Origin of the sequence: Candidatus Frankia nodulisporulans (genome assembly GCF_902806475.1) — a bacterium.
GTDB classification, from domain to species: Bacteria; Actinomycetota; Actinomycetes; order Frankiales; family Frankiaceae; genus Frankia; species Frankia umida.
This window is the reverse complement of the sequence record NZ_CADCWS010000360.1, coordinates 1-3,307: the sequence shown is the minus strand read 5'-3', so window position 1 is coordinate 3,307 and position 3,307 is coordinate 1. Positions and strand designations below refer to the sequence as shown.

The window sequence follows — 3,307 nt, the reverse complement described above, 5'->3', positions numbered from 1 at the left end:
CCGGCACCCGAGGGTTCCGCGGAACCGACCTCGTCCGGTGCCGCGGAACCGGACGAGGTCGGTCGCGCCACGCGGCGCTCGCGGTAGACGTTCGGTGGACTCTCCGGCTCGGGCAGGGCGTCGAGCGCCCGCCGGGTCAACGCGCGCAGGCCCTCGGCCACGGCGACGTCCCGCACCACCTCGGCGAGCGCCCGGTGATCGTCGGAGATGGCCAGCGGCATGCGAACTCCCCTCCCCAGGACGGCTGGGCAGCCGGTCGCCGGGCGTCATCACGTGTCGTCCAGGCGCAGCAGAAAACGTAGTGCACCCGCGGAGCGTCCCGCCATAACCGCACCTGCCCGGTATCACGACCGTCACTGTCCTACCCGGGTCGAGTGACGGTGGGCGCGGGGCATCATGAGCCGGTGCCCGCCCCGTCCCGACCCCCGAGCGCTCGCCGCCATGGTCCGGGCGGACGCGCGGGACTCCCCCTGGTCGTCCCCGTTCTCCTGGGCATCCTGCTCATGCACGGCGGCCTGTCCGCCCAGCCCACCGGACGACCCCCCGCCACCACCATCGCCGCTCCCACCGACGCCCGGCGCACCATGGCTCCCTCTCCCCCGGCCGGGTCCGCGACACACCACCACGGCGGTCAGCGTGATCACGGCGGGCACCCTGATCACGGCGGGCATGACGGCGGGTCGCTGTGTCTGGCGTTTCTGCGGGGCGCCGGGGTGCTGTTGCTGGCGGGGCTGCTGGCCGCCGCGGTGTCACGAGCCGCCCGGTCGGCGCCGCGCCTGCCGGCGGTCGTCCTGGCGCGGACGGGGCGGTCCCCGCCGTCGGGCCGGGCGGTGTCGTCCGCCGTGCCGTTGTTCACCTCGCTCTGCGTGCTGCGTCGGTAGACCGACGAATCCCGCGCGTCCCGGAAAACGGGGCCGCGCGCATTCGCCTGTGCCATGGACGTTCACCTGACGAGGAGCTCACGTGAAACGGCTCGTTCAGCTCATCGCGGCGTTGCTGGCCGCCACCGTCGTCGCCGCCTGCGGTGGCGACACCCCCGACCACAACAGTGTCGACACCCGCTTCGCCCAGGCGATGATCCCGCACCATCAGCAGGCCGTCGACATGGTCGACCTGGTGGCGACCCGCACCCAGAACACCAGGGTCAGGACCTTGGCGACCCGGATCCACGCCGCCCAGACCCCGGAGATCACCACCATGACGGGTTGGCTCGCCGGCTGGTCCGAGCCCGTCCCGTCCGCCGCCAACGCCCACCAGGACGGACACCAAGAGCACACCCACGGCGCCGGTCACACCGGGCCGGGAATGATGTCGGACGAGGACATGACCGCGCTCGCGAACACCTCCGGCGCGGCGTTCGACACCATGTTCCTCACCATGATGATCGACCACCACCAGGGCGCGATCGACATGGCGTCCACCGAGATCCAGGGCGGACGGTACGCCCCCGCCAAGGACCTCGCCGCACGCATCCGCACCACCCAGACCGCCGAGATCGCCACGATGCGCACCCTGCTCGCCACCGTCTGACCCACCCTCCAGGGGGTGTCGTGGACGGCCGGCGGGAAGGCTCACAGGGATCGCACAGCGGTGGCACAGGGATCTCGCAGCGCCGGGTCTGATCGTGTGGACCATGACACCAGCGCAGGCCAGCCCGCCTTCGTCCACGATCGCGCCGCACCGCGGGCCGGTGACCGAGGAGCAGCCCCTGGTCACCGGCTCGCCCCCGGCCCACCGGCACCGCCAGGCCGCCGAACCGAACGCCGACGGACGCCGGCGCCACACCGGTAGCGGCAGTGGCAGTGGCGGCGGCGGCGGCGGTGGACGGCACCGGCCGAACCTGGCCCGACGGCTGGTATGGGGGGCGGCGGACGACCCGAGCTGGGCGCGTCCGGCGCTGCTGGTGCTGCTCGGGGTGACGGCGGTGCTGTACCTGTGGAACCTCAGCGCGTCCGGGTACGCGAACAGTTTCTACGCCGCGGCCACCCAGGCGGGCTCGCAGAGCTGGAAGGCGCTGCTGTTCGGCTCGCTGGACGCCGGGAACGCGATCACGGTCGACAAGCCACCGGCGTCGCTGTGGGTGTCGGGACTATCCGCGCGGATCTTCGGGTTCTCGTCCTGGTCGGTGCTGGTGCCGCAGGCACTGGAAGGCGTGGCCGCGGTCGGGCTGCTCGCCGCGACGGTGCGGCGCACCGCCGGGGTCGGCGCGGGCCTGCTCGCCGGCGCCGCGTTCGCCCTCACCCCGGTGGCGGCACTGATGTTCCGGTTCAACAATCCGGACGCGCTGCTCGTGCTGCTGCTGGTCGGTGCCGCCTACGCGACGGTGCGGGCCCTCGAGCGGGCGAGCTGGCGCTGGCTCACCGTGGCCGGGACCTGCCTCGGGTTCGCGTTCCTCACCAAGCTCGCGCAGGCGTTCCTGATCGTGCCGGCCCTGGGGCTGGCCTACCTGATCGCCGCGCCGACGGGACTTCGCCGCCGGCTGCTGCACCTGCTGGCCGGACTCGGCGCGATCATCGTGTCCGCCGGATGGTACGTGGCCCTGGTCGACCTGTGGCCGGCCGGTTCGCGTCCCTACATCGGCGGGTCGACGAACAACAGCCTCTGGCAGCTCGCGCTCGGCTACAACGGTCTCGGACGGATCTTCGGTGCCACCGCCGGCTCCGGCTCCGGTGGCGGCGGTGGTGGCGGGATGGGCGGTTCGTTCGGTGGGCCGACCGGCATCACCCGGCTGTTCGCCGAGCGGATGGGCGGGGAGATCTCCTGGCTGCTGCCCGCCGCGCACCGACGCCCACCGGGCCGGACTGCTGCTCTGGGGTGGCTGGCTCCTGGTCAGCGGCCTGGTGTTCAGCTACATGAGCGGGATCATCCACCCGTACTACACCGCCGCCCTCGCCCCCGCGATCGCAGCCCTGATCGCCGGTGTCGGGGTCGCCCTGTGGCGTATCCGCGACCGCCGTTCGGCCCGGATCGCGCTCGCCGCGATGGTCGCCGTCACCGGTGTCTGGAACTACGTCCTGCTGGACCGGGTGTCCACCTGGCTGCCCGCACTACGCTGGATCATCCTGATCGGCTGCCTGCTGGTGGCCGTCACCCTGGCCGTCGGCGCCGCCGGACGTCCCACCCCCGGCCGCCCCGGGCGCCTCGCCGTCATCCTCGCCCTGGCCACCGTGCTCGGCCTGGGCGCCGGCAGCACCGCCTACACCCTGGCCACCGTCTCCCAGGCCCACACCGGCTCCACCCCCTCCGCCGGCCTCGCTCCGTCGGTGGACGTCGTACCCGTCGTGGACGAGGCGGTGCCGGCCGCGGA

At 73.2% G+C, this 3,307-nt stretch carries 3 protein-coding genes and 1 pseudogene; 3 read left to right on the top strand and 1 reads right to left on the bottom strand.

All coding sequences use genetic code 11. The features are described from left to right. On the bottom strand, positions 1 to 221 hold a 221-nt coding region (locus G6R24_RS19630; protein ID WP_163550640.1), incomplete at its 3' end, for a hypothetical protein. Between the two features lie 183 nt (positions 222 to 404). On the opposite strand from G6R24_RS19630, the gene G6R24_RS19625 reads away from it, so the two are divergent. The 3 genes and pseudogenes from G6R24_RS19625 to G6R24_RS19615 all read left to right on the top strand — a co-directional run. Next, positions 405 to 881, top strand: coding sequence for a DUF6153 family protein (locus tag G6R24_RS19625; protein WP_175087938.1), 477 nt, complete (start codon positions 405 to 407; stop codon positions 879 to 881). Between the two features lie 82 nt (positions 882 to 963). Then, positions 964 to 1,530, top strand: a complete 567-nt coding sequence (locus tag G6R24_RS19620; protein WP_163550641.1) for a DUF305 domain-containing protein — start codon at positions 964 to 966, stop codon at positions 1,528 to 1,530. A 103-nt stretch (positions 1,531 to 1,633) separates the two neighbouring features. Then, positions 1,634 to 3,307: pseudogene (locus G6R24_RS19615) on the top strand (ArnT family glycosyltransferase); the annotation flags it as partial.